General features: G+C 63.1%; 20 protein-coding genes. 10 read left to right on the top strand and 10 right to left on the bottom strand.

Annotation, left to right across the window (positions count from 1 at the left end):
* The first annotated feature begins 34 nt into the window (after positions 1 to 34).
* From GRI68_RS06920 to GRI68_RS06910, 3 genes are read left to right on the top strand one after another with little or no spacing between them, the layout of a single operon-like run.
* A complete protein-coding gene (locus GRI68_RS06920) occupies positions 35 to 625 on the top strand; it encodes an HdaA/DnaA family protein (protein ID WP_160617878.1) in 591 nt (196 codons plus the stop codon).
* A gap of 19 nt (positions 626 to 644) precedes the next feature.
* Entirely contained in the window at positions 645 to 1,331 is a 687-nt protein-coding gene (gene epsC / locus GRI68_RS06915; RefSeq protein WP_160616572.1) for a serine O-acetyltransferase EpsC, read from the top strand.
* Positions 1,332 to 1,341: 10 nt separating this feature from the next.
* The gene (locus tag GRI68_RS06910) at positions 1,342 to 1,689 is read left to right on the top strand and encodes a DUF2794 domain-containing protein (RefSeq protein ID WP_160616571.1); all 348 of its coding nucleotides are present in this window, start codon (positions 1,342 to 1,344) and stop codon (positions 1,687 to 1,689) included.
* Positions 1,690 to 1,799: 110 nt separating this feature from the next.
* Here GRI68_RS06910 and GRI68_RS06905 read toward each other — a convergent pair whose 3' ends face one another.
* On the bottom strand, positions 1,800 to 2,708 hold the full coding sequence (locus tag GRI68_RS06905) for an SDR family NAD(P)-dependent oxidoreductase (RefSeq protein WP_160616570.1): 909 nt from the start codon (positions 2,706 to 2,708) through the stop codon (positions 1,800 to 1,802).
* 159 nt (positions 2,709 to 2,867) lie between these two features.
* Here GRI68_RS06905 and glmU point away from each other — a divergent pair, with 159 nt between their 5' ends.
* The 6 genes from glmU to GRI68_RS06875 all read left to right on the top strand — a co-directional run bounded on the left by glmU (position 2,868) and on the right by GRI68_RS06875 (position 9,769).
* Positions 2,868 to 4,229, top strand: coding sequence for a bifunctional UDP-N-acetylglucosamine diphosphorylase/glucosamine-1-phosphate N-acetyltransferase GlmU (gene glmU / locus GRI68_RS06900; RefSeq protein WP_160616569.1), 1,362 nt, complete (start codon positions 2,868 to 2,870; stop codon positions 4,227 to 4,229).
* Positions 4,226 to 4,855, top strand: coding sequence for a hypothetical protein (locus tag GRI68_RS06895; protein WP_160616568.1), 630 nt, complete (start codon positions 4,226 to 4,228; stop codon positions 4,853 to 4,855). Before glmU ends, GRI68_RS06895 begins: the two co-directional genes overlap by 4 nt.
* Before the next feature lie 31 nt (positions 4,856 to 4,886).
* On the top strand, positions 4,887 to 5,114 hold the full coding sequence (locus GRI68_RS06890; RefSeq protein ID WP_160616567.1) for a ribbon-helix-helix protein, CopG family: 228 nt from the start codon (positions 4,887 to 4,889) through the stop codon (positions 5,112 to 5,114).
* Positions 5,111 to 5,476: a PIN domain-containing protein gene (locus GRI68_RS06885; RefSeq protein ID WP_160616566.1), complete on the top strand. Its 366-nt coding sequence runs from the start codon at positions 5,111 to 5,113 to the stop codon at positions 5,474 to 5,476. Before GRI68_RS06890 ends, GRI68_RS06885 begins: the two co-directional genes overlap by 4 nt.
* Before the next feature lie 15 nt (positions 5,477 to 5,491).
* The gene (gene glmS, locus GRI68_RS06880) at positions 5,492 to 7,315 is read left to right on the top strand and encodes a glutamine--fructose-6-phosphate transaminase (isomerizing) (protein ID WP_160616565.1); all 1,824 of its coding nucleotides are present in this window, start codon (positions 5,492 to 5,494) and stop codon (positions 7,313 to 7,315) included.
* 93 nt (positions 7,316 to 7,408) lie between these two features.
* Positions 7,409 to 9,769, top strand: coding sequence for a putative bifunctional diguanylate cyclase/phosphodiesterase (locus tag GRI68_RS06875; protein WP_325063771.1), 2,361 nt, complete (start codon positions 7,409 to 7,411; stop codon positions 9,767 to 9,769).
* Between the two features lie 12 nt (positions 9,770 to 9,781).
* On the opposite strand, the gene purQ is transcribed toward GRI68_RS06875, so the two are convergent.
* The 7 genes from purQ to hmgA all read right to left on the bottom strand — a co-directional run bounded on the left by purQ (position 9,782) and on the right by hmgA (position 20,303).
* Positions 9,782 to 10,459, bottom strand: coding sequence for a phosphoribosylformylglycinamidine synthase subunit PurQ (gene purQ / locus GRI68_RS06870; RefSeq protein ID WP_160616564.1), 678 nt, complete (start codon positions 10,457 to 10,459; stop codon positions 9,782 to 9,784).
* Entirely contained in the window at positions 10,459 to 10,692 is a 234-nt protein-coding gene (gene purS / locus GRI68_RS06865; protein WP_160616563.1) for a phosphoribosylformylglycinamidine synthase subunit PurS, read from the bottom strand. Before purS ends, purQ begins: the two co-directional genes overlap by 1 nt.
* Positions 10,693 to 10,766: 74 nt before the next feature.
* The gene (locus GRI68_RS06860; RefSeq protein ID WP_160616562.1) at positions 10,767 to 13,652 is read right to left on the bottom strand and encodes a M16 family metallopeptidase; all 2,886 of its coding nucleotides are present in this window, start codon (positions 13,650 to 13,652) and stop codon (positions 10,767 to 10,769) included.
* Between the two features lie 141 nt (positions 13,653 to 13,793).
* Positions 13,794 to 16,667: a M16 family metallopeptidase gene (locus GRI68_RS06855; RefSeq protein ID WP_160616561.1), complete on the bottom strand. Its 2,874-nt coding sequence runs from the start codon at positions 16,665 to 16,667 to the stop codon at positions 13,794 to 13,796.
* 122 nt (positions 16,668 to 16,789) lie between these two features.
* Positions 16,790 to 17,584, bottom strand: a complete 795-nt coding sequence (gene purC / locus GRI68_RS06850) for a phosphoribosylaminoimidazolesuccinocarboxamide synthase (protein ID WP_160616560.1) — start codon at positions 17,582 to 17,584, stop codon at positions 16,790 to 16,792.
* 113 nt (positions 17,585 to 17,697) lie between these two features.
* A complete protein-coding gene (gene fahA / locus GRI68_RS06845; RefSeq protein WP_160616559.1) occupies positions 17,698 to 19,002 on the bottom strand; it encodes a fumarylacetoacetase in 1,305 nt (434 codons plus the stop codon).
* Positions 18,999 to 20,303 (bottom strand): homogentisate 1,2-dioxygenase, encoded by a 1,305-nt coding sequence (gene hmgA / locus GRI68_RS06840; protein WP_160616558.1) that lies wholly within the window; start codon positions 20,301 to 20,303, stop codon positions 18,999 to 19,001. Before hmgA ends, fahA begins: the two co-directional genes overlap by 4 nt.
* Before the next feature lie 261 nt (positions 20,304 to 20,564).
* On the opposite strand from hmgA, the gene GRI68_RS06835 reads away from it, so the two are divergent.
* Entirely contained in the window at positions 20,565 to 22,640 is a 2,076-nt protein-coding gene (locus GRI68_RS06835; protein ID WP_234028736.1) for a TonB-dependent receptor plug domain-containing protein, read from the top strand.
* Here GRI68_RS06835 and GRI68_RS06830 read toward each other — a convergent pair.
* Positions 22,637 to 25,021: a caspase family protein gene (locus tag GRI68_RS06830; RefSeq protein ID WP_160616556.1), complete on the bottom strand. Its 2,385-nt coding sequence runs from the start codon at positions 25,019 to 25,021 to the stop codon at positions 22,637 to 22,639. The two genes, GRI68_RS06835 and GRI68_RS06830, sit on opposite strands and share 4 nt — an antisense overlap.
* Positions 25,022 to 25,031: 10 nt before the next feature.
* Entirely contained in the window at positions 25,032 to 25,751 is a 720-nt protein-coding gene (locus GRI68_RS06825; protein WP_160616555.1) for a hypothetical protein, read from the bottom strand.
* Positions 25,752 to 25,811: the final 60 nt, after the last annotated feature.

Raw genomic sequence — 25,811 nt, 5'->3', positions numbered from 1 at the left:
GCACCGGCAGATCGCCTTGCCTCTTGCCGAGGCGATGCCAGGCCATGCCCGCCGTATCGTGCTGGGCAGCGGCAATCGCGCGGTTGCAGAAGCGCTGCAATCGCCCGAAGGCTGGCCCTTCCACACCGCCGTACTCGCCGGCCCGCCGCGTTCGGGCAAGTCGCTGTTCGCGCGCTGGTTCTCCGGGCTCGGACGCGGGCAAGCGATCGACGATGCGGACCGGATCGACGAGACCGAGCTGTTTCACCTCTGGAATCGCGCGCAGGAGGCGGGCCGGCCGCTATTGCTCACGCGCGCAGCGGGTCCGTGGGACATTCGCCTGCCCGACCTGCGCAGCCGGATGGGGGCCGCGCTCCAGCTCACCATCGGACCGCCCGACGATAGCATGCTGGCCGAACTGATCGCCGAGCATGCGACGTCGCGCGGAGTCGCCATGCCCGAGGGTGCGAGCGCCTATCTCGTGCCCCGCGCGACTCGCGATTATGCCGCGATCGAGGCGCTGGTGGAGACGATCGACCGATTGAGCCTGGAAAGAAAACAGCCCGCAACCCTTGCGATCTGGCGTGATGCGCTCGATATTCTGCAAGGTGGCGATCCCGAAGCGGACCAGCCAGACTTGTTGTGACGACGACCGGAGAGCTTATTTGTTCGGCTCACTGAAGGCCTATCTCGACTCGATCCGCGCGCGCGATCCCGCGCCGCGTTCGCGTGCCGAGGTGCTGCTGTATCCGGGCGTCCTCGCGCTCGGACTGCACCGGGTCGCGCATTGGCTATTCGGTGGCGGACTGTTCTTCCTCGCGCGCTTCGTGAACCATTTTTCGCGCTTCCTGACCGGTATCGACATCCATCCCGGCGCCAAGATTGGCGAGCGCTTCTTCATCGACCATGGCTTCACGGTGATCGGAGAAACCGCCGAGATCGGCGACGATGTGACGATCTACCAGAATGTGACGCTGGGCGGAATGAACCCGACGAATGGGGAGGGCGGCAAACGCCATCCGACCATCTGCAACGGTGTGATCATTGGGGCCGGCGCGCAGGTCCTCGGCCCGATTACTGTCGGCGAGCGAGCGCGGATCGGGTCCAATGCCGTCGTCACCGATGAAGTGCCCGAAGGTGCGACGATGATCGGGCTCAAGGCGCGCTCTACGCTTGTGCCGGTCGAGGAATGGGCGAAGGACTTCCTGCCTTATGGCACCCCATGCAAGGAGCCGTGCGGCCCGAGCGCTTCGGACGAAACGCGTCTCGCCGCGCTGGAAGCCGAACTGGCAGACCTGCGTGCGCAGATTCGTTCGCATGCGGCAGACAAGCGCGAGAACACCGGCGGATGATGTCGCACTCATGAGCACCGGTTCGGGAATGTTGCTGCCGTTTCCGCTCAAGGGCGGGCAGGTTGGTTTTGAGCGCCAGGAATTGCAGCGCATCATGGACGTGTACGGCCGCATGGTCGCCGCCGGTCAGTGGCGCGATTACGCGATGGATTTTACCCGCGATTTCGCCGCCTTTTCCGCGTTTCGACGGACCGCCGAAAACCCCGAGATACGGGTCGAGAAGCGCCCCTCCATGCGCAATCGCCAGGGCATGTGGGCGTTGATCGGTGAACAGGGCCAGGTGCTCAAACGTGGCGCGGAACTGCGCGGCGTGTTGGCCCCGCTAGAGCGGAGGTTGGTGAAGGCGGTCGGGGAATAGGTCGCGAACACGTTCGGTCAGATCATGAAAAAGCCCCCGTGCCTTCGAGGGCATGGGGGCTTTTGCATTCTATTTGCGATACCTGCATGCAGGCGCGCCTAAGGCCCGGATCAGCCCTTCATGGTCTTCTGCAACTCGGCCATGATCGCCATCGACTGCTCGCCGCCATTCTGCGGAACGCTGGCGTGTTCGACCTTGGAGATTTGATCCCAGTGCGCGGCGAAGCCTTCCACCGAACGCTCGTCTTCGGGCAGAATCACCGGCGTGTTCATGGTGACGAAGCTTGAGTGGTAACCGCCTGCACCCGCGCCGACGATCGCATTGGTCGGGGCGTCTTCGCTGACGAGGTAAAGCGCCGCCGGAACGACGTTTTCCGGGCCGAACATCTTCAGCGCTTGCTCGGGGAAGATATCCTCGGTCATGCGGGTCGCGGCGACCGGGGCGATCGTGTTGCACTTGATGTTGTACTTCGCGCCTTCGATATACAGCGTCTTGGTGAGACCTGCGAGGCCGAGCTTCGCGGCGCCGTAATTGGCCTGGCCGAAATTGCCGAAAAGGCCGGTCGAGCTCGCGGTCATCAGGATGCGACCGTAATTCTGTTCGCGCATGGTTTCCCATACCGCCTTGGTGGCATAGGCGCTGCCGAGCAGGTGGACCTTGACCACCAGTTCGAAATCCGCCGGCTCCATCTTGGCGAAGCTCTTGTCGCGCAGGATGCCGGCATTGTTGATCAGGATGTGGACGCCGCCCCACTTGTCTTTCGCCTGGGCAACGAGATCCTGCATCTCGTCATATTCGGTGACCGAGGCGCCGTTCGCCATCGCAGTGCCGCCGGCCTTCTCGATTTCCTCGACCACCTGGCTGGCAGCGTCCGAAGCGCCGCTGCCGTCGCGCGCGCCGCCGAGATCGTTGACCACGACCTTCGCGCCGCGCTTGGCGAGTTCGAGGGCATATTCGCGGCCGATGCCGCCGCCTGCGCCGGTGACGATGGCTACCTTGTCGGTGAAGTCGATGGACATGGGAGGGTCTCCGATTGGTTTACGTATGGGTCAATTCCCGCGCGGAGTGGCAGTTTCCGTCACGCCTTGCAACACCGCTTTCGATGGTCTGCCTTGCCGTAACGGCAGGTGTGCGAACGCGCGCTGGAAACCGATCGGGAATGCTGCCATTGACCATGCATGAGCACACATGAACTTGCCATCGTCGTCCTTGCTGCGGGCAAGGGGACGCGGATGAAATCGGACCTGCACAAGGTCCTCCACCCGATCGCCGGACGTCCGATGCTCGAGCATTTGCTTGCCAGCGCGGAAGAGCTGTCTCCGAAGCACCGCGTGGTGATCGTGGGTGCGGGGCGCGAGCAGATCGAGACGCAATTGGGCGAACGTGCCAGCTACCGGGTACAGGAGCCACAACTCGGCACCGGCCATGCGGTACAGCAGGCCGAGGATGCGCTCGACGGGTTCGATGGCGATGTCCTGGTACTGTATGGAGATGTGCCGTTCGTGAAAGCGGCGACGATGCGCGCGATGACCGACCGGCTGCATGAAAGCGACTCGCCCGCAGTCGTCGTGCTCGGGTTCGAGCCGGAAGACCCGCTCGCTTATGGCCGCGTGGTAGCGGACGATGCCGGGCGCATTGCCAAGATGGTCGAGTTCAAAGACGCCAGCGACGAGGATCGCGCCTGCCGCCTGTGCAATTCGGGCCTGATGGCGGCGCGCAAGTCCGACATGTTCGATCTGTTGCGCCGCGTCGGCAACGACAATGCGCAGGGCGAATATTACCTGCCCGACATCGTCAACATCGCGATCGCGGACGGGCGGAACTGTGCTGCGGTGAAGGCCGGTAGCGAATACGAAGTCGCGGGGATCAACAGCCGCGCCGAACTCGCCGCTGCGGAAGCCCAGTGGCAGGAGGAACAGCGCGACCACTGGATGGCCGAAGGCGTCACCCTGCGCGCGCCGGACACGGTGTTCTTCAGCTGGGACACCGAACTGGCACCCGACGTCACGATCGAACCCAATGTCGTTTTCGGTCCCGGCGTCAGCGTCGCGCGCGGCGCGCTGATCCGCGCGTTCAGCCATCTCGAAGGCGCGAGCGTGGGCGAGGATTGCAAGGTCGGTCCCTATGCCCGCCTGCGCCCCGGTGCGGTGATGGAGAAGGACAGTTTCGTTGGCAATTTCGTCGAGATGAAGAAGGCGGTGCTGGGCGAGGGGGCCAAGGCGAGCCACCTGACCTATCTGGGCGATGCCACGGTCGGCCCGGGTGCTAATATCGGCGCGGGTACGATCACCTGCAATTACGACGGGTACTTCAAATACAGGACCGAGATCGGCGCGCGCGCCTTTATCGGATCGAACTCCTCGCTGATCGCGCCGGTGCGGATTGGTGAAGATGCAATCGTCGCTGCTGGCAGCGCCGTCACGCGCGATGTCGCGGAAGGCGAATTGCGGATGGTCCGTGCCGAACAACTCGTGAAACCCGGCTGGGCCGATCGTTTCCATGATGCGATGAAAAAGAAGAAAGAGTCAGAAAAGAAATGAAGTCCGCACCCCTTATCAGTGCTTTCCTGCTGCTCACGGCCTGCAACCAGAGCGAACCTTCCGAACCTGTAACCACGCCCGATACCGGCGATAGCGCGAGCGGAGAGCCGATCGCTGCAGACGCGACGGCTCCGGCCTCCTCTCCGGCACCGACCCCCAAGCCCGGCGAACCGGCCACCTCGGCCTGCGCCGATACCGAGGGAGCACTCTTCAGCTGCAAGGTGCGCGACGGACGCACGGTCGCGGTTTGCGTGCAGAAGGACGACCAGGGGCGCGAATATGCGCAGTACCGCTTCGGCAAGGCCGATCAGCCCCCCGAACTGGCTTGGCCCACCTCCTATTCGCAAGACCGCATGCGCTGGGCATCGGTGCCTTATTCGGGTGGCGGCGAGGCGCAGTTGAGCTTCCAGCGCGATGATATCGAATATGTGGTCTACAGCCGCGTGGTGCGGACGAATTTCAACGCAGGCGAAGGAAACGATCCGAAATTCGAGGCCGGCGTCTATGTCTACCGCGCAGGCAAGCAGATTTCGGATCTGCGCTGCACCGGTGAAGACGAACCTTCGGTGAGTGTCGGGATGGCCGAACGTCTCGGAGTCCAACAGGACGACCTGTTTACCGATTGACATGATATCATAGACTGATATCAGTCCGGCCATGCGTACGCTGGTAGAAATTCCGGACGACGATATCCGTTGGCTCGATCGCCGGGCGGAGGAGCTCGGCGTGTCGCGCACCGCATTGGTGCGCGACGCGGTGGCGCAAATGCGTGCGGGCACCTCGCGGCGCGGGGTCGATCAGTTTTTCGGCCTGTGGCGCGATCGCAGCGATGTGGGCGAGGGGCAGCGCTACCAGCGCCGCATCCGCAACGGCGAGCGCGGATGAGCGGGGTCCTGTTCGACAGCGCTATCCTGGTCGATGCCCTGGTTGGGCTCGACGACGCGCGGACCGAGATCGTCAAGCACCCCGAACGCTGGATCACACGGCTTGGATGGACCGAAATCCTTGCCGGCGCAAAGAGCGACGCCGAAGAGGTCGAGAGCTTTCTCGATCACTTCAAGGTCGTCGAGATCGGCGAGGATATTGCGCGGCGGGCTGCCTCGCTGCGCCGCCAGAGCCCGCAAATGGCGCTGGCCGATGCTTTCGGTTTAGCCGCAGCCCAGGTGACCGGGCGCATTTACGTTACCCGCAACACCGCCGCTTTTCCCAAGGCGATGCCCGGTGTGCGCATACCCTACAGTTTGTAAGAGAGGACTGATCCCATGTGCGGAATTATCGGAATCGTCGGCAATCATGCGGTTGCGGATCGGCTCGTCGACGGGCTCAAGCGGATGGAATATCGCGGCTATGACAGCGCGGGCATCTGCACGCTCGACGATGGCGAGATGATCCGCCGCCGGGCCGAGGGGAAGCTGTCCAATCTGGTCGCCGAACTGGCCGAACGTCCCGCGCCCGGCGATGTGGGCATTGCGCATACCCGCTGGGCCACGCATGGCGCGCCGACCTCTAAGAACGCGCACCCGCATGCGACCGATCACGTCGCGCTGGTGCATAACGGGATCATCGAGAATTTCCGCGCGCTTCGCGACGAGCTCAAGGCCAAGGGCCGGACCTTTGAAAGCGAGACCGACAGCGAAGTGGTCGCGCATCTGATCTCGCAAGAGGTCGAGAACGGCGCATCGCCCGAAGATGCAGTCAAAGCGGTGCTGCCGCGCCTGCGGGGGGCCTTCGCATTGGCGGTGGCCTTCAAATCGTATCCCGACATGCTCATCGGCGCGCGGCTCGGCTCGCCGCTGGTGGTCGGTTACGAGGATGGCGAGACCTATCTCGGTTCCGATGCGCTGGCGCTGGCGCCCCTGACCCAGCAGATCGCCTATCTCGAGGAAGGCGACTGGGTCGTCATCACCCGCGAAAGCGCGACGATCTACGATGCGGAGAACGCGCAGGTCGAGCGCGAGACCAAACATTCGGGCGCCTCGGCCGCGGCAATGGAGAAGGGCGAATACCGCCACTTCATGCTCAAGGAGATCTTCGAGCAGCCGACCGTGGTCGCGCAGACGCTCGGGTCCTATTTGCGCCAGTCCGACCGATCGGTCGCCTTGCCCCAGCTCGATGTCGATCTGGGCGAGATCAACCGGGTGACGATCGTCGCTTGCGGTACGTCCTATTACGCCGGGCTGGTGGCGAAATACTGGTTCGAGCAATTCGCGCGCCTGCCGGTCGATATCGATGTCGCGAGCGAGTTTCGCTATCGCGATCCGGTGCTCGAGCCGGGCGGGCTGGCGCTGTTCATCTCGCAAAGTGGCGAAACCGCCGACACGCTCGCGGCGTTGCGCCATTGCAAGGAAAACGGGCAGACGATCGGCGCGGTGGTCAACGTGCCCACCAGCACCATGGCGCGCGAGGCCGATGTTCTGTTGCCGACCCATGCCGGACCCGAGATCGGGGTCGCTTCGACCAAGGCGTTCACCTGCCAACTGGCCGTGCTCGCTGCGCTCGCCGCGCATATGGCGGTCAAGCGCGGGCGATTGAGCCGGGCACAAGAAGAGGAAATCGTCGAGCACCTGCTGGAAACTCCGGCCAGCCTCAATGCCGCGCTCGATCACGACGACGATATCGCCGCGATGGCTCCCCTCATCGCCCCGGCCCGCGACGTGCTGTATCTCGGTCGCGGCCAGGATTATCCGCTGGCGATGGAAGGGGCGCTGAAACTCAAGGAAATCAGCTATATCCATGCAGAAGGTTATGCTTCGGGTGAAATGAAGCACGGACCGATCGCGCTGATCGACGAGAACGTGCCGGTGATCGTGATTGCGCCCTCGGGTCCGCTGTTCGAGAAGACCGTTTCGAACATGCAGGAGGTCTCCGCGCGCGGGGGAAAGATCGTGCTGATCTCCGATGCGGAAGGGATTGCAGAAGCGGGAGAGGGCTGCATGGCGACGATCGAGATGCCGCACGTCCATCCGCTGATTGCGCCGCTGGTCTATGCCGTGCCGGTGCAATTGCTCGCCTATCATGTTGCCGTGGCCAAGGGCACGGATGTCGATCAGCCGCGCAATCTGGCGAAGTCGGTCACGGTCGAATAACCGAGGGTATTCCTTCAAATTGCTTGGGAAATCGGTTTCGGCCGCTGACTTCCTTTACCGAGCCCTAACCATTTACCTGCTAGCGGCCGTGGGGTGGAACATCGCGAAGACAATTCGGCCAAGCTGCCGCACACCTTTCCTTCGCTCGCTGTGCTCGGGATCCGACAACCCGAGGGCGAGGGGTGGGACTGGCTGCGCGGCTTGCAATTCGCCAGTCTCGCGCGCGTCGCTTTGGCGCGGGTTCTGTTCCATACGCTGGCAGCGGCCGCCACAGTGCCGCTGTTCTGGTCGACGCAGGAACCATGGGTTCTCGGCGGCTGGCTCGTCGTTCTCGCCGCCGCGGTTGCTTTCAACTGGCGCAAGGACATCTCGATGGTCGATGCCGACCGGCGTCGGCTGACCAAGCACGATATCGATAGCCATGCCCGGGGCTCGCTTGCCGTGGCGTTCGCTTGGGTCATTCCGATTGCGGGTTTCTGCCCCTTCGTAGGGCCCGAGGCGCAGCTCAAATTGTGGGCCGTGATCGCCCTCCTGATGTCCGCCAATGCCATCACGCTCGCGGCCGTCCCACTGGGCACGATGCTGTTCGGGTTCGTGGTCGGCTCGGTTGGAACGGTCGGGCTCGCTCTTACCGGAATGTGGGACATGGCAGTGATCACGGCCGTCTATGTCATGCTCGTGACGTTCGGGACGGTGGGTTCTGCACGTGCGTTTCTCGCCGCGCGTGTGGCGGAGGCGGGGATCGCCGAGAAGAGCGAAGTGGTCTCGATGCTGTTGCGCGAATTCGAAGAAGGCCAGGCCGACTGGCTGTGGGTGATCGATACCGCGCGTCGCGTGCGGTCGGTGTCGCCCCGGTTCGCCTATGCGATGGGACGCGATGCGCATGAAATCGAAGGGCTGCCGTTCGTCCAGCTGATTGCGGGGCCGGCTTGGGAAAGCGGACAGTTCCATTCCTCCCTTCACGATCTGGCCGAGCGGCTGAAGCGCCGCGAGAGCTTTTCGGATCTGCTGGTCAAGGTGACGATCGACGGACAGGACCGCTGGTGGGAGCTTTCGGGCACCCCTAAATATGACGAGAACAACAGTTTCGCCGGTTTCCGAGGAGTCGGTTCGGATGTGACCGAACAGCGGGAATCGTCCGAGAAGATTGCCTATATGGCGCGCTACGACACGCTCACGGGCCTGCCCAATCGCATGTGCCTGACCGACGCGATGGGCGGAGCGCTGCGCTTCGCCGAACAGTGGCGCACCCGCTGCGCGTTCCTGATGATCGATCTCGACCGTTTCAAGGCAGTCAACGATACGCTTGGCCACCAGGTCGGCGACAAGCTGCTGGCGCATGTTTCCGAACGCCTGCAGGAATTGATGAGCGAGAACGAGACGTGCGGTCGCCTGGGTGGAGACGAGTTCGCGGTCGTCATCCGCGACGCGTCGGACCTCCAGCACGTCAATCGCATCGCTCAGACCGTAATCACACGCCTGTCGCAGCCTTACGAGATCGACGATCACACGCTGTATGTCGGAGCGAGCGTCGGCTCGGCGATCGGGCCGCGTGACGGACGCACGGTTGAGACGCTGATGCGCAATGCCGACCTCGCGCTCTATCGCTCGAAGGATGAAGGTGGGGGCAAGCACTACACATTCGAGCCGTCGCTCCACGCTTCGGCCGAGGAGCGCCGACAGCTCGAATTCGCGCTGCGCAGCGCGCTCGAGCGTGAGGAACTGGTGCTCAATTTCCAGCCCGTGGTCGATGCCCAGCGTGAATGCGTCGTCAGCTTCGAAGCGCTGGTCCGCTGGAACAGTCCCGAACACGGCTTCGTCAGCCCGGGCAAGTTCATTCCGCTGGCAGAAGACACCCGCCTGATCGTCCCGATCGGCGAGTGGGTGTTACAGGAAGCGTGTCGCCAGGCGATGAAGTGGCCCGACGACATTCGCGTGGCGGTCAACGTTTCGGGCGAGCAATTGCTCGATCCGAACTTCTCGGCATCGGTGGTCAATGCGCTTTCGGCAAGCGGTCTTCCGCCGCACCGGCTGGAGATCGAAGTGACCGAGAGCATCTTTGTGCGCGACGACAGTACGGCGCGCTCGACACTCGAACAGATCATGGCGCTCGGCTGCGGGGTCGCACTCGACGATTTCGGGACCGGCTATTCCTCGCTCGGCTACCTGCGAAAAATGCGTTTCTCCACCATCAAGGTCGATCGCAGCTTCGTGCAGGGTGCGGCGGTGAACAATCCCGAAAGCCTCGCGATCATCCGCGCCGTGGTCGCCATGGCGGACAGCCTCGAAATGTCGACCACCGCAGAAGGCGTCGAGACCGAGGATGAGCTTCAGATGGTCCGCGAGCTGGGCTGCAAGAAGATACAGGGTTTCTATTACAGCCGCCCGATGCCCGCGAAGGACGCGGAAGAACTGTTCGCGGGTCGCCCGCTCGATAGCGGTGCCGTCGCCTAAACCGTCAGCTGCTCAGGCATCCACGAGACTGCGCACGGCGCTTTCGAACAAGGCGCGGCCATCTCTGCCGCCATGAGCATCCTCGATTGCACGTTCGGGGTGGGGCATCATGCCCAGCACATTGCCCGCCTTGTTGAGCACACCAGCGATATCGCGCGCCGATCCGTTGCAGTTTTCGAGGTAACGGAATACGACGCGGCCTTCACCCTCGACCCGGTCGAGCGTCTCGTCGTCGGCGAAGTAATTGCCGTCGTGGTGGGCGACAGGGATCGTGATTTCCTGGCCCGCTTCGTAACCGTTCGTAAACAGCGTCTGCGCGTTTTCCACCTTGAGCCCCGCGTTACGGCAGACGAAGGTGATCTGGGCGTTGCGCATCAGCGCGCCGGGCAGCAGCCCGCTTTCGGTCAGAACCTGGAAGCCGTTGCAGACTCCGAGCACGGGCACACCGGCTTCCGCAGCGCGCTTGACGCTGCGCATGATCGGGCTGTTCGCGGCCATCGATCCCGAGCGCAGATAGTCACCGTAGGAAAAGCCGCCGGGCAGGGCGATGAAATCGAGCCCTGCGGGCAGATCGGCGTCGCCATGCCAGACGCGGATGGGGGCGGTGCCCGAAACCTGTTCGAGCGCGACCGCCATGTCGCGATCGCAGTTGGATCCCGGGAAGGTGATGACGGCGGCGCGGAAGCCCATCAGTCGGCCTTCTCGATGCGGTAGTCCTCGATCACCGTATTGGCGAGGAGCTGGGCGCACATCTTGTCGAGCGCTTCGTCGGACGTATCGTCAGACACATTCAGCTCGATCATACGACCGATCCGCACGTCTTCGACACCGTCGAAGCCGAGTCCTTCGAGCGCATGATGGACGGCGCGACCCTGCGGGTCGAGCACACCGGGCTTGAGACGGACGAAAACACGGACTTTCATGAAACGGGACTCCGGCTAGGCAGCTTGGGCCGCGCTATAGCCGCTCAGCCGCCAATCGCAATCCGTACCCGCGATCAGTCCTCCGCTTTCGGTACCACCAACACCTGTACCGCGGCATCGGGATCGAGATACTCGCGCGCCAGGGCCTGCAACTGCTCGCCGGTCACGGCCAAGACGGCGTCCTTCCCGGCCAGGTAGCGCCGCAGGCTCTCGGTCCGGCGCTGGGCATCTTCGACGAGGCCCATCCAACCACCATTGGTCTTGAGCGCATTGTCATAGCCTTCGAGCACGGGCTGGCGCGCGCGCTGGATCAGGTCGTCGTCGATCGGCGCCTCGCGCAGCATGGTGATGGTTTCGATCACCGCGTCTCGCGCCTCGTCGAGCAGGGCGTAATCGACCCCCGCACCGGCGAGGAAGGTGCCGTAATCGCGATAGATCCGCGAAGTACTGCTGCCGGCATAGGGTGAATAGGCCTGGCCGAGTTCTTCGCGCAGATTGTCGGTCAGCGCGATATCGACCACGCGGGCCAGCAGCGAGAGCTGGACGTCACGATCGAAATCGCTGTCGTCGACGGTGGGCCACACGAAGCGCACTTGCGCCTGGTCGGGTTCGCCGGTGTGCTCGATTCGCACTTCCCCGCGAGTGGCTGTGAAGCTTCGGCTGCGATTGTCGTCGTAACGGCGAAATTCGGGCTCGCGATCGGGCAATGCGCCAAAGGTTGCGGCGACGGCTTCGATCACGGCCTGCTCATCGATATCGCCAACCACGCCGATCTCGATCGCCCCTTTGGCGAGACGGTCGCCGATCGCATTGCGCAAATCGTCGAAATCGAGCGCGCGATAGGCGTCTTCGGGCTGCAAGGTGAAACGCGGATCGCCGTCCGACAGGATCTCGCCGATTTTCGCGCCGTAGGCCGCGCCTGGCGTGGCGTAGAGACGGGCGAAATAATCATCGAGACTTTGCCGGTAGCGGGTGACGGCTTCCGCCCGGTAGCCCGGATCGGTCAGCATCGCGGTCATTACCTGCAATTGCAGGTCGAGATCGCGCGGGGTGGTGCGAACATAGCCATAAAAGGTGTCCGTGGTCGTATTGAAGCTCGTCGACACCGTCCGTCCGGCGAGCGCGGTCTGCAATTCGTCGGCGCTCAGTTCTCCTAGTCCGCCAAGCGGCAAGAGCGTCGCGATCGCGGTAGCGAGCGGATCGTCTTTGGTGTCGAGCAGCGATCCGCCATCGAGATTGTACTGAACCAGGATCTGGTTGTCGGCGAGTTCGGTGCGCTTCAGATTCAGCATCACGCCATTGTCGAAGCGAATGCGACGGATGCCGAGCGCTTCGCCGACCTGGTCCGACACCACCGTGCCGGGAGTACCGAAATCGGTGTAGGGCCAGGCGAGGACTTCGGCCTCTTCAAGCGGTTCGGGCGCGCGCGCGATGGCGGTGTTCCACGCCGCGCGCAGAGCCTGCTCACCGCCTTCGGGAGCCGTCTTGCCGATGAAACGGATGTTGGGATTGTCGAGCGGAATCACATCGTCACGCAAGGCGGCCAGCACCGCTTCGGGCGTGATCTCGTCGGCAAAGGCGTTGAAGCGTTCGAGTCCGTCGGATGGCAGCGAGGGTACGCTGTCACTGGTGACAAGCGCGATTGCGGCGCCGGTAAGAAACGCGTTGCTGCGGGTCCCTTCATTTGCCGCGGCGTTTTCGAGGCCGGTGCGACGATTGGCAATCTGCTCCGCAACTTCTGCTTCGGTGAAGCCGAAAGCGAGAGCGCGATTGTATTCGTCGATGGCGGCATCCACACCGCGCTGCCACTGGCCATCGATCGTCTGGACCGTGAGCGAGGTCGCGCGTCCAGCATCAAGCACGTCTCCGGTGCCGAAGCGCGCACCGCGGAATGGCGGGTCTTCCTCGCGAGCGAGCCGGGTCATGCGGCGTCCGATAATGCCATAGGCGATGCCGCGCAGGGTGTTTGCCTTGCGCTCGGCGATGGTGTCGGGACGATCGATATAGACGTCATTGCGTTCGAAGGTGACCACTTCGGGCAACGCTGGATCGAGATAGATGTCGGTGGCGCCGGCATAGGCGGGATCTATCGGACCTGCGGAGGTCAGATCGGTTTCGCCGCTGCGATCCCAGTCTGCGAAGCCGTCGCGGATCTTGGCTTCGACCATGTCTATGTCGAAATCGCCAACCACGATCAGTGTGGTCGCGGCTGGGACGTATTCACGCTCCCAATAGGCTCGCAGACCCTCCGAGGTTGCCGCTTCGATGGTTTCGGCCTGACCGATCGGCAGGCGCTTGGGAAAGCGCGCGTCGGGATAGGAGAAGGCGAGGCTGTCGATCGTGTTCTTGAATGCGAAACTGTTGCGATCGCGCCGTTCGGCGAGGACCACGCCCTTCTCGCGATCGACCGCTTCCTGGCTGATCGTCAGTTCGCTCACGGTTTCGCGCATCAGCATCAGCGCGGTGTCGAGGATGTCTTCCGAATTGTTCGGCAGGTCGAGCTTGTACTGGGTAACGTCGATCCCGGTCGAGGCGTTGGTATCGGCACCGAAGGCCAGGCCCTTGCGCTCGAGCAGTTTGACCATCTCGCCCTCTGGCACGTTGGTCGAGCCGTTGAACACCATGTGTTCGAGGAAGTGCGCAAAGCCCTGTTCGCTCTCGGTCTCGTCGATCGACCCGGTTTCGACCACCATCCGCACCAAGCCTTGGCCTTCGGGGGTATCGTTCGAGCGGATGATATATCGCATGCCGTTGTCGAGCACGCCGAAGCGGTAGCCCGGATCGACACCGATATCACTCTCTTCGAACGCCCAGACCGGATCGTTCGTGTCCGTCGCAACGGGTTCCGCGACGACGATCGCATCGGTTTCCGCGACAGTGGCAGGTGCTTGGGCACCGGTAGTCGCGCAGGAGGCAAGCGCGGGCAGCGCGGCGAACGAGATAAACAGGCGTTTGAGCATGTCCACACCATGACGCGACCGGACAGGGAATCAACCCCCTCCCTGCGCATCAGATGCCCTTCCCGTGTAAAGGCAGCACCAAGACAAGCGCCGGGCGACCCGTTACCAGGCCGCCCGGCGCATTTAAGGATTTTAGGTCTGTTACTCGGGCGCCGCCTGGCTCGACAGCACGCGGATGTCGGCGCGCCGTTCGGGCGTCAGATATTTGCGCGCAAGCTTCATCAGGTCGTCCGGCGTGAGGCTGGTCAACACTGCCTCTTCCTCGCGCACCCGCTCAAGGCGTTCGGCCTCGCTTTGCGCCGTGGATGCCACGCCAATCCAGAAGGCGTTGTTGCGTCGGCTCTGGCGAAGGCGCTCGAGTATCGGCTGTCGGGCGCGAAGCAGCGTATCATCATCCACCGGCGTGTCGCGCAGGCGTGCGACGAGGTTCGGAATGAGTGCCAGCACCTCGTCCGCCATCTTGGGATCGACCACCGCCGAGAGCGAGAAACTGCCATCATCCATGAAATCGGAGGACATCGCGCTCTCGACCGACGGGCTGTAGGTCGCCGCAAATTTCTCGCGCAGGGTTTCGGTTGCGTAGAGGTCGATCACCCCAAGCAGCAGGTTCATCGCCACTACATCGTGGAAATCGCTATCATCCGACGTGCGCCACACACTGCCGACCACGGCCTGATCTGCCGGGCCACTATGCATGAAGGTCGCGACGTCGTCTCCCGACACGTCCTTGAACACGATTTCGCGCTGTGCGGAATAGTCGGTTGCCGTCGCCTTGCGGTCGGGCAGGGCGCCGAAGCTCTGGGCGACCGCCGCAATTGCCGCATTGGGATCGATATCGCCGACCACCGCGATCTCGATCGGCGCATCGGCAGCGTTGGCGAGATAAGCGTCGCGGAAGCTGGCGAAGTTCGCCGCTGCCAGCTCCTCCTGGCTCGGGAAAGCCTGGCGTGGATCGTCGGTTAGCGTCGTAGACCGTTGGAGAGTGTACACCAATTGCGGTTGCGAGGTCAGCTGGCCGTAGACCGCACCGATCAATGAGTTCCAGTAGCTCTGCGCCTCGGGACGGAAGCCGAAATCGGTCAGATAGGCCGCCGAAACCTTCATCTGCAGCGCGAGATCTGCCGGGGTCGTTGCACCGGCGGCGATGAATTCGTCCGTGCCGGGCGCAAAGCCGACCGTGATGTTCCGACCGGCGAGGACCTGCTGCAACTCGTCGAACGAATTGCCCTGCGTGCCGGCGCGCGGTGAAGCAATCTGGAGAAGCAGCGCATTGGCCGGCGATGCATCACCAAGCGCGAACAATCCGCCGTCCATGCCGATCTGAAACCGCACCGCGCCTGGTTCGAAATCGGTCTGCTTGATGTTGAGACGGACATTATTGTCGAACGTGACGGTCCGGATGCCCAGATCGTCGATTGTGGTGTCCGAAACCACTTGGCCGGGACCATCGCCGAACGTGTCATAGGCGAATGATGCCGCAGCACCTTCGGTCGGCGCCTCGACTGCCACCGCTGCACTTTCGGTCCAGGCCGCAGCCACCGCGTCCTCGCCGCCTTCGAACTCCTTCGCCGTCACGCTGATGAGTGGCTGACTACCGGTCCATAGCGTGCGGAAGGCCGCGTTCACGGCATCGAGCGTGATGGTGTCCTTGATCCCCTGCCACAAGGCGTAGCGCCAGACGGGCGAGGTGACGAAATCGTTTTCACCGGCCACCGCGACGATTGCATCGGCGAGGCCTGCGCTGGAGCGTCCGCCGGCCTGTTCGGCGGCATTGCGGCGACCCGTTTCCGCATTGGCCATCGCTTCGTTGAGCTCGTTTTGCGTAAAGCCATATTGCAGCGCGCGGCGCAGCTCGTTTTCGGCGATCGTCAGGCCTTCTTTCCAGAGCCCTTCGCCTGTGCCGACCGAAAGGCTGGTCATCTTCGCGACCGGCGGTAGCGGCTCGACGAACATCGACCCGCCGAGCAGTTGCGAGTTTTCCTGCCCCGCGATTCGCTGGAGACGACGGTTCATGATCGCAGTACCGAGCTGCTCCAGCGTTTCGGTCCGTCGTTCGGCGATCGTGTCGGCCGGATCGGAATAGGGGCGCGCGATCGAGATCGTGGCGCCAGAAACAGAGGCCGGATCGGTGAACACGTCGAACGCCATCGGACGCTCCAAATCGACCGAACCGATATCGGGCTTCGCACCTGCCGGGCCCACGCCCTGCCAGTCGCCGAACCGTTCGGCGATGCGGCGTTCCATGTCAGCCACATCGAAATCGCCGACCACGACGAGGGTGGCGTTTTCGGGGCGATAATAGCGGTGGTAGAGAGCCTTCAGGCGCGAAGCCGGGGCTCCACGCAGCACGGTCTCGAGACCGATCGGCAACCGATCGTCATAGAGCGTGTCCGGAATCTGGAATGCGAGGCGATCGATAATCGTGCGCAGTTGCACCGAATCGCGCGCCCGCCGCTCGCTAGTGATGATCTCGCGTTCGCTATCGACGGCGCTGGGAGTGAAACTCGCTTCGCCAGCCACCTCGCGCAACAGGAACAGCGAAGTGTCGATCGCCTCGTCATTCGCGGTGGGAGCATCGAGCTTGTACACCGTTTCGTCGAAGTTGGTGTAGGCGTTGGTATCGGCGCCAAAGGCCAGGCCGAGCCGCTCGAGGATCGGGATCATCTCGCCTTCGGGCACATTGGTCGAGCCGTTGAACACCATATGCTCGATGAAGTGCGCCAGTCCGCGCTCTTCCTCGCTCTCGTAGAGCGAGCCGAAATCGAAATGCATCCGGAAGGAAGCCGCGCCCTTGGGCGTCTCGTTCTTGCGGATGGCGTATTTCATGCCGTTGGAAAGCGTGCCGTAGACGATCTCGGCATCTGGCTCGACATCGGTAGCCTCGACATCCCAAGCCGAAACCGGGCCGTTCGGGTTGGAAGAATGCGGCGCGACCGTATCCTGAGCCAGTGCAGGCGCGGTGAAAGCGAGCGCGGCGACGGAAACGCCGAGCGCGTAGAGTGTCTTCGACAGCATAGAGATATCCCCCGCACGCGAGTTCACGTGTTGCGGGGGATTACGTGCGACCCACCCCCGGCTTCATGCACAGGATGCAGGAAATGCCTTACCGCGGCAAGGCGCTGCCTCGACGAACGGGTCTATTTCTTCTGCGGACGGAGACGCGAGCGGGCATGGTCCATGTCGAGCACTTCGCCGGGGCCGCCATCTTCGTTCTGCAGCAGGCCGAGACGACGCGCGACTTCCTGATAGGCCTCGCTTTCACCGCCGAGATCGCGGCGGAAGCGATCCTTGTCGAGCTTCTCGTTTGTGTTGAGATCCCACAAGCGGCAACCATCGGGGCTGATTTCGTCGGCGAGGATGATGCGGCTGAAATCGCCGTCCCACAAGCGCCCGAATTCGAGCTTGAAATCCACCAGACGGATATCGATCGCGGCGAACATGCCGCACATGAAATCGTTGATGCGGATCGCCATCGCGGCGATGTCCTGCATCTCTTCATGGCCCGCCCAGTTGAAGCAGGCGATGTGCTCTTCGGAGATGAGCGGATCGCCCAGCGCATCGTCCTTGTAGTAATATTCGATCAGCGTGTGCGGCAGCGGCTGGCCTTCTTCGAGACCCAGGCGCTTGCAGATCGACCCGGCGGCCACATTGCGCACCACCACTTCGATCGGAACGATCTCGACCTGGCGGATCAGCTGTTCGCGCATGTTCAGGCGGCGAATGAAGTGCGTCGGCACGCCGATATGCGAAAGGCGCGTGAAGATATGCTCGCTGATGCGATTGTTGATCACGCCCTTGCCGTTGATCGTGCCTTTTTTCTCGGCATTGAAGGCGGTTGCGTCATCCTTGAAATACTGGATCAGCGTGCCCGGTTCGGGGCCTTCATAGAGGATCTTGGCCTTGCCTTCATAGATCTGGCGGCGACGCGACATGGGTGGGTCCTTGACGTTCGTGAAACACGACGCCCCGGCGCGCTGGTATAGCGATGCCGGGGCGAGATGTTCCTATACGCGCAGCGGGGCGCGAAGGCAATTGGAGGTGGCGGTCAGCCGAGCGGACCCTCGACGATCCGGCCGCGGCACTCGCCGAAGCCGATCCGCGCCGCACCGGCTTTCTCGGCATAGGCGGTCATGATGATTTCGTCGCCATTTTCGAGGAAGGTGCGGGTTTCGCCATTGGGGAGGGCCAGAGGCTCCTTGCCGCCATTGGTGATCTCAAGCAGCGAGCCAACGCTGTCGGGCATATTGCCGGTCAGCGTACCGGTGCCCAGAAGATCGCCCGGATTGAGGTCGCAACCGTTCGATGAGTGATGCGCGATCAGCTGCGCGATCGTCCAGTACATCGCCGTCATCGGGCCTTTGCTGAGGCACATCGGCGCTTGGCCGGCATCGCGCATCTTCGCGGTGGAGAGGTGGACTTCCATCGTCACGTCGAGCGCGCCGGTCGCCTGGTCGTCTTCATCGAACAGGTAATCGAGCGGCGCGGGATCGCCTTCCGGGCGGGCTTCCTGCGCCACGCGGAAGGGGGCGAGGGCGTCCATCGTCACCACCCACGGGCTGACCGAGGAGTGGAAGCTCTTCGCGAGGAACGGGCCGAGCGGCTGGTATTCCCACGCCTGAAGGTCGCGCGCCGACCAGTCGTTGAGGATGCCGATCCCGGCAATATGCTTCTTGGCGTCGGCGATGTCGATCGGTGCGCCGAGCTCGTTCCCCTGACCGACCCAGACGGCCATCTCGAGTTCGTAATCGAGCCGCTTGCTCGGCCCGACCGACGGGGCATCGGCGTCGGGAGCCTTTGTCTGGCCCTTGGGGCGCGTAACGTCGCTGCCCGAAACGCGAACCGATGAAGCACGGCCATGATAGCCGATCGGCACAAATTTGTAGTTCGGAAGCAACGGATTGTCGGGGCGGAACAGCTTGCCCACATTGGTTGCGTGATTGATGCCGGTGTAGAAGTCGGTATAGTCGCGCACGGTGAACGGCATGTGCAATCCGCACTCGCTCGCGCGGTAGAGCAGCGGTTCGATATCGGCTTGTTTGCCGCCATCCGTCAGCAGATCGAAAATCGCATGGCGCAGCGTGCGCATGGCTTCGGCACCGCAGGAAAACAGCGCGTTGAGATCGGCGCGCGATCCCAGCTCGCCCAGCTTGCGGGCATCGTCGGCCATGAAATCGGCCGCTTCTGCCAGGTCGAGGATCATGTCCCCGATGGCGACACCGACGCGCTTCTTGGAGCCGCCGCTGGAGAACATCGCGAACGGCAGGTTCTGGATCGGGAAATCGGCGTGGTTCTCGCTGCCGAGTACCCAGCTGCGCGCGTCGGGATTATGGGTGTGGTCGGTTAAGGTCATGGAATCTCCGCTTTGGGAAAGCCGGTCCAGCAATCGTCGTAATCGGATTGCCGTCCGGGAAGTTCACACGCTTGCCGCGCGAGGGTGTAGGCCCAGCGCGATTCGAACATGAAGGCGAGCGTGTTGTCGATTTTGTGAGGTTTCAGATCGGCCTCCATCGCCTTCTGCGTCGAATGCGCATCGGGCCCGTGGCCGTTCATCTGGTTGTGGAGCGAGGCACCGCCGGGAGCGAAGCCGCCGCCTTCCTTGGCGTCGTATTCGCCGTGCACCAGTCCCATGAATTCGCTCATCACATTGCGGTGGAACCAGGGCGGGCGGAAGGTATCTTCGCCCACCATCCAGCGCGGCGGAAAGATCACGAAATCGCAATTCGCGGTTCCGGCATGGGCGCTGGGGGAGGTGAGGACGGTGAAGATAGAAGGGTCGGGATGGTCGAAACTGACCGTGCCGATCGTGTTGAAGCGCGAGAGATCGTAGCGATAGGGCACGGTATTTCCGTGCCAGGCAACGACGTCGAATGGCGAATGGTCGAGCGTGACCGACCAGAAATGCCCTTGGTATTTCTGGATCACGGTGAAGTCGCAATCGCGATCCTCGTACCACGCAACCGGCGCTTCGAAATCGCGCGGATTGGCAAGGCCGTTGGCGCCGATCGGGCCGAGGTCGGGGATCCGGAACAGCGCGCCGTAGTTCTCGCAAACATAGCCGGCTGACGGGCCATCGACCGCGACGGCAAAGCGCACGCCGCGCGGGATCAGCGCGATGTGACCCGGCGGCACGTCGAGCTTGCCGAATTCGGTGGTGATGTGGAGCGGGCCAAGTTGCGGCACGATCAGCATTTCACCGTCGGAGACCTGCAACGCGCGGTTCTCCATCGAGGTGTTGCAGGCATAAAGGTGGATACCCAGCCCATCGCCTGCCCCGACATCGCCATTGGCGCAATAGGTCGTCATGCCTTCGATGAAATCGACCTTGCCCTCGGGAGAGGGGAGGGGATCCCACCGCATGCGATTGGGATCGGCGATGCCGCACGTGAGTGGAGCGGTCAGCCAGCGGGTGCCGATTTCCTCGGCCTTGCGCATCTTCCCGTGCGCGGTGGTGGGGAGGAGACGGTAGAGCCACGAACGCCGGTTCTCGACCCGCGGCGCGGTGAAGGCGGTGGTCGAGAATTGTTCGGCGTAGAGGCCGAAGGCGGGGCGTTGAGGGCTGTTGCGCCCGATCGGCAACGCACCTTCGACCGCCTCGGTGGCGAAATGGTTCAGGAATCCCGTCTGATAGTCCACGTCTGGATAACCCTTCATGCTGGCGAGGGGTTCCTCATGACGCGACGAAACGTCGCTGGCCAGAGATAATTTCATTTGAAACCAGTTTTCGACCGGCGCGAAGAAATTTCCTGCGCAGACATTCGATTACATTTGTCGATGCAGCGATTACGTTTGTCGATGATGAGGGTGTTCGCGGCGGTCTCGCTGCCATGGCGATGCTCGCAACTTGGGGCCGAGATCGCGCTCCGGCTAAAAGGGAAATTGAAAAAAATGCATAAACACGGATCAGCGACGAGCTTGCTGACGCTTGCCGTCGCGCTCACTGCAGCTCCGGTGGCCGCGCAGGAGACCGGCGATGAACCGCAGCCGGTGCCGACCGATGTGGCCGCTCCGGAAGCCTACGACAACACGGCGCTGATCTATACCACGGAGGATTTTGCGCGTTATGCCCCGACCAACGCGCTCGACATGCTGAACCGTGTGCCCGGCTTTCAGATCCGCGACAGCGACGGCCAGCGCGGGCTGGGCCAGGCGAGCGGCAACGTGCTGTTCAACGGGGCCCGCGCATCGAGCAAGTCCGACGACGTATATGCGCAACTCTCGCGCATTCCGGCAAGCAACGTGACCCGCATCGAGATCGTCGACGGATCGACGCTCGATATCCCGGGTCTGGCAGGCCAAGTGGCCAATGTCGTTTTCGAGTCCGGCGGAATGAAGGGGCAATTCAGCTGGAGACCGCAATTTCGCCCGCATTTCACCGATCCGCTTTATACAAAGGGGGAGATTTCGGTGTCCGGCCGCAATGGCGAGCTCGCCTACGAGTTCGGGTTCGACAACGGCAATTCAGGTCGCGGCGGCGCCGGCGGCATAACATTGATCCGCGACGCAGCGGGCGAGGTGATCGAGGAGCGGGACGAAGTCATCGTCTCTTACTACGATTCACCGCGCCTCTCGGCCAATCTCACCTGGGATCCGGCGGGCGATACCATCGCCCATTTCAACGGATCGTATCAGCGCGTGTTCGACCGTTTTCACCAGGACGGAGTTTACACCGGGGGTGATCAGGCCGATCGGGACCGGACTTTGCGCGATCGCGGCGATGGCTGGAGCTATGAAATCGGCGGCGACGTCGAATTCGGCGCAGGGCCCGGACGGCTGAAGCTGATCGGTCTGCGCCGTTACGGCGACGAACCCTACGAAACGACGCTGATTAACGATTATCGCGACGATACGCCCGATTCCGGATCTCGCTACACCCAGGATGCAACCACTGCGGAGACGATTGCGCGCGGCGAATATTCGTTCAAGCTGCTGGGCGGCGATGCGCAGCTTGCGGGCGAAGCAGCGTTCAACACGCTCGACAATACGGCGGGGTTGTTCGAGCTCGATTCCGCCACGGGCGAATTTCTCGAAGTGTCGTTTCCCGGGGGCAGCGGCGGGGTGTCCGAAGATCGCTATGAAGTTCTTGCCAGCTATGGGCGGCCGATCACCGGCAAGCTGTCGCTCCAGCTGATCGCAGGGGTCGAGAATTCGACCATCACCACGAGCGGTGCGACCATGCAATCGCGTGCCTTCACCCGGCCAAAGGGCTCGCTCACATTGTCCTGGAATCCCTATCCCGATCTCTCGATCTCGACGAAGGTCAGCCGCCGGGTCGGGCAGCTCTCCTTCTACGATTTTCTCGCCCGAGCGAACCTCAATGACGGGACGGATAATGCCCGCAACAACGATCTGCGCCCGCGGCAGGACTGGTCTTTCGAGGCCGAGATCAACAAATCGCTCGGGCCTTGGGGCTCGACCAAGGTCCAGTTCGTGGCTCGCGATTTCGAGGATTATGTCGATATCGTCCCGGTATCCGGGGGCGAGGCTGTCGGGAATATCGACAATGCCTGGGCGCGAGCGATCGACTGGAATTCGACCATCACGTTCGATCCGATCGGCTTGAAAGGCGTGCGCGGCGATTTCCGATTATTGCTTCAGGAATCGAGCGTGCTCGATCCCTTCACCGGCAAGCGGCGAGAGTTCAGCGGGTTCACCAATGCCGTTGTCGAAGTGGGCCTGCGCCACGATATTCCCGGCAGCGACTGGGCGTACGGGCTCTCGGCGAATTACTCCGATAACCAGCCAAGCTTCCGGTCCGATCAATCGAGCTGGAACTCGGAAGGCCCCGTCTTCGCCGATGTCTTCGTCGAACATAAGGATGTGTTCGGACTGCGGGTGCGCGCAACCATTGCCAATATTCTCGATGCGCGACAATTGCGTGAGCGAACGGTGTTCACCGGTCTGCGAAACGAAAGCCCGATACTCTTTACCGAAGATCGCGACCGGCTGATCGGGCCGATCTTCGCCTTCAGCGTCAATGGCTCGTTTTAAGAACCGGCACGATCGGCGGGCGGAACGGTGAATTCGAACCGGACCGCCCCGGTCGCGGTCGCCTGGCCCGACGTGCCCGAACGATCGGCGCCGCCCAGCACCGAATTGAGCACTGCATCGAGCCCGCCGGCACTGGCTCCGCCCGAACGCAGCGTCATGGTCGGTGTTTCGCCCGCGACGAGCTTGCCCTCGGCCTCCGAGGAGGCGACCAGCACCGGCTGCTGGACCAGCTTGGCATAGCTGACCGCGGTGCCGTCACCCTGTTCGGAGACCAGCACGATTAGCTCGTCCTGCAGGCGCTGTGCGTCCATTTCCTTGCCGAACTGGAGATGGGCGACGCCTTTGCGTCCCGGAGGATAGCGCACATCGCTGCTCGAACGCAGCGATGGCAGCCAGTAGATCGCGCCTGATGAGGTGAAGAACACCGGATTGATGTAGACTTCCTCGCCGGAAGTGTTCTCGATCTCGATGCTCAGCAGGTCGCATTTGCGGAACACGCGCCCGCCATCGTCGGTGAAGCCGCTGTCGCCCAGCGGGCGCGACATCGGCGATACCTTTTCGTAAGCGAGGCCGGCGCTCGGCGGGATGCGGCACGATCCGTCTGCGTTGAAATTGTCTTCCGAGCGCAGGAGATAAAACCGCACCGCGACCTTCTGGCTGGGATTGTCGGCCTGGGTGCCCATCGCATCGTCGGAGGCGAGCACCTTGCGAAGGCGTGCGAAGCGCGCGGCGCGGGTTAGCGACGGACCCAAGACAAAGCCGATCTCGGCCTGACCGTCTTCGGCATAGAGCGCTTCGATATCGGCCGCGCCGTAATCGGTCACCTTGGTCCCGGCTTCGGACACGGCCAGCATGCGGCCATCGAAATTGAGCAGCAGATCCGCCTCGTCGCCCGGCTCGACAAAGGTCACGCCCATCTTGCCCAGTTCAAGCTCGGTCAGCCCGTCGATCCAGCGCAGCACGGCCTTTTGCGCCTCGGTGGGGCTGGCGGGCAGGCGCGGGCGCGCGACGCGGAAAGACACGTCGATCGCGCGCTGGGCGATGGTGGCGATCAGCTTGGCCTCGCGGCTGAAGCGATCGCCGTCGATATCGCGGATGTCCTGCCAGGCGCTGGCATCGATATCGTCGAACGAGGCGGGCACGAGCTTGGCGGTGAAGGCAGTCGTGCTTTCGACCTTGCCGTAAAGCAGTACCTGCTCCTCGCCGTTCTGGCGGACGCTCGACAACGCGATGATCGTGCCCGGGGTCACGCCGTTGAAGCTGCCCGCGCTCATTTCGAGGCTGTCGACCTCCATCGTTTCGGAATCGCGCGGGCGGGAGGGTTTGACCACCAGCCAGCTATCGCGCGCTTCGCCTGCCGATTTGAGCAAACCGCCCAGGATCGGACGATCGAGATCGCCGTCGAACAGCGGCAGCGGCGCCTTCTTCTCGTATTCGGAAATGTTCGAACCCACGCGGGTTGCGAGATCGCGATAGGTGACCACGGCCGGATTGCCGAGGTTGGCGAAGCTGTAGGCGGTCAGGATGCCGTGCGGCGCGCGATCCTCGCGCGGGCGGAAAGCGGGCGCATTGCGCTGCTTGGCCTCGGTGTCGGACGGCGCGGCCATCATCGCCACGAACGTGCCCCAACCGGGCTTGCCCTTGCTGGTCTCGACCGCGAGGTCCTTTACGAAATCGCCATTGCCGATTTCGACGAACTTCTTTTTGAACAGAATGCCCGCCGGCGGCATGTCGCTGGGCTCGCCGGCATTGCGCATCGTGTCGCCCGAATGGCAGAAATCGGCGAGATAGGTGACATTGCCGCCCTTGGCCCGGATCGCGTCGATCACCGCGCCGATCTCGTCATCTGTGATCGCACGCGGCAGGCGCTTGTCGGGATCGCCGGGCAGCGGATCACCGATATCGAGCGGGATGAATATCTCGTCGGCCCCGTCGGGTTCGTTGCCTTCGACCATTTCCTTCTGGTGGTAACCATGGCCGGAAAAGCTGATCAGCACCTCGTCGCCCGGGCGCGTGGTGTCTACCACCTTCTTTAGCGCGCCAAGGATCGCGGCGCGGGTGCCGATCCCGTCCGGCACGAGGTCGGTCTGGTGGATCGTAAGCCCCTTGTCGTCCTTTGGCTTCTCGGTGATGAGGGTTATGTCGTCACGCGCGACGCCTTCCTTCAGCAGCGTTTCGGCGACCATGACCGCATCGTTATAGGCACCGATCAGCGGGACCCAGCGGATCACTTCGGTGGCGGAGGGATCGTAATTGGTGTTGCCGACGATCACCGCGCGGACGCGGGGCTTGGCAGCGTCATCTTCCGGCATGGCATTGGCCGCCAGCGGTGATGCCAGCAGCGCGACATGTGCCAGGATTGCGACCAGCCAGCGGATCATCGTTCTCTCCTCAATTCGATACCAGGATCGTGCGCGTCCACACCCGGTCGCGGTTGATCAGTTCCAGGCGGTAATTTCCGGTGGCGACCGGCGTCCAGCGGCAGACCAGGTCGCCACCGCGCGCGCCATTATCGGGGCGGCTGCGGCAGACTTCGCGACCGCTTTCGTCGCTTACCAGCATTTCGAGCCGCGCATCGCCATCGCCGCGCACGCGGACGAGAGCCGGGCGGCCCCCCTGTGCGCGGGCCCGCATCACCAGCTTGCCGCTGCCCTTGAGATCGTGGGTGTAGACGATCGCCTGCGGCAGGAAGCCGCGATCTTCGCTCGCGATCATATCGATGATCTTGCGCAGGATGGCGGGATCGTCCTCGGCCATTGCGCGCGCTTCGGCCAGCAGGGTGAGCGGCTCGACGATCGGGATATCCTCGCCGCGGACTTCGCCGATTACCAGCGGCGCGCCATCGGCAGTGGCGAGCACGATGTTCTCGTTTTCCAGGATGCGCGCGGCAACCAGCAGCGCTTCCGGGTCCTCGGCAGCGCGGGCATAAGCGACCAGATCGCGAACCAGCGCGGCGGCTTCGATCTGCGTACCGGCATCGGCCTCGGTGTCGCTTGATGAAAGGGGAGCGCTTGCCGCCTCTGCCGGGGGATTGGCGGCAGAGGCGGGAGCTATGGCTGCAGAGCCGAGGAGAAGCGAAAACGCGACTAGACGGGAGAGGGTTCGGCGCATCGACTTCTTCTTTCCTCGGCTCTGCATGGACATCTTCTGCCCGGATGTGCGGTGCCCGGC

The organism is Alteriqipengyuania halimionae, from assembly GCF_009827575.1.
Classification (GTDB): domain Bacteria; phylum Pseudomonadota; class Alphaproteobacteria; order Sphingomonadales; family Sphingomonadaceae; genus Alteriqipengyuania_A; species Alteriqipengyuania_A halimionae.
This window is presented reverse-complemented; position numbering and strand designations above follow the sequence as displayed.